At 66.4% G+C, this 1,417-nt stretch carries 1 protein-coding gene; it reads left to right on the forward strand.

Annotated elements, in window-relative coordinates; all coding sequences use genetic code 11:
* The first annotated feature begins 122 nt into the window (after positions 1 to 122).
* Positions 123 to 1,358: an IS256 family transposase gene (locus AB0P29_RS16150; protein ID WP_046746337.1), complete on the forward strand. Its 1,236-nt coding sequence runs from the start codon at positions 123 to 125 to the stop codon at positions 1,356 to 1,358.
* Positions 1,359 to 1,417: the final 59 nt, after the last annotated feature.

Below are 1,417 nucleotides of genomic sequence, written 5' to 3' on the forward strand. Positions count from 1 at the left end.
CCTGGAGTCCCGCGGGGTGGTGGTCTTTCGGGCCCGCGGCGTCGTGACCGCGACGGGGTGAGCCATCGTGCGATGGTCAGTGAGAACGACCAAGAACTCACACAGAAAGACGACACCGCACGATGGCTCTTGACCAGTCTGCCCTCCTCGAGCTGCTCGGGGAACTGAAGCTCACCGGCACCACCGACCGCATCCGAGCCGCGACCGAGCGGCTCTACCAGGAGCTGATCGACGCGGAGACAGCCGCATTCATCGGCGCCGCCCCCTACGAGCGCACGAGCGAGCGCACGACTACCCGCAACGGTTCCCGGCCGCGGGTGCTGTCGACCACGGCTGGGGATCTGGAGTTGCGGATCCCGAAGTTGCGGCAGGGGTCGTTCTTCCCGTCGCTGCTGGAGCGGCGCCGCCGGGTCGACCAAGCCTTGTTCGCGGTCGTGATGGAGGCCTACCTCCACGGCGTCTCAACCCGGAAGGTCGATGACCTCGTCAAAGCGCTCGGCGCTGACACTGGCATCTCGAAGTCCGAGGTGTCCCGCATCTGCCAAGGGCTCGACGCCGAGGTCGCATCGTTCCGCGACCGCTCGCTGTCTGACATCGCCTACCCCTACGTGTTCCTCGACGCGACCTACTGCAAGGTCCGCATCGACCACCGTGTCGTGTCCCAGGCGGTCGTCGTCGCGATCGGCGTCGCCGCTGACGGGCGGCGGGTCGTGCTGGGCTTCGATGTCGGAGACAGCGAGACCGAGGAGTTCTGGAAGCAGTTCCTGCGCTCGTTGAAGACACGAGGTCTGGGCGGGGTGAAGCTGGTGATCTCCGACGCCCACGCCGGACTGAAGAAGGCCGCAGCGACCGTGTTGCAGGGCGCCGCCTGGCAGCGCTGCCGCGTCCACTTCATGCGCAACGTCCTGACCGCCCTCCCGAAGGGCCGGCAGGAGATGGTCGCCAGCGTGATCCGCACGATCTTCGCCCAACCCGACGCCGAGCACATCGATGCCCAGTTCGACGAAGTCGTGCGCATGATCGAGCGCGTCCACCCCAAGACCGCCGTGATGCTCACCGACGCCCGTGACGACATCCTCGCGTTCAAAGCGTTCCCCGCCCGGCATTGGCGACAGATCTGGTCCACGAACCCGCTGGAACGCCTCAATCGGGAGATCAAGCGCCGCACCGACGTCGTTGGCGTGTTCCCGAACAACGCCGCCCTGCTCCGCCTGGCCGGCTCCGTCCTCGTCGAGCAACACGACGAATGGGAAGCCGCCGACCGCCGCTACTTCTCCGAAGCCTCCATGACCGAGCTCACCGCGACCACCCCCACCATCGACGAGGCGGTGATACTCCCCGAGATCACCGCCGCCTAAACTAACGACAGCTGATCATCGCAACGAAGCGAAAGACCACCACTCAAACGGACGCGGCC

This window comes from Microbacterium sp. NPDC080220, assembly GCF_040686395.1.
GTDB classification, from domain to species: domain Bacteria; phylum Actinomycetota; class Actinomycetes; order Actinomycetales; family Microbacteriaceae; genus Microbacterium; species Microbacterium gawkjiense.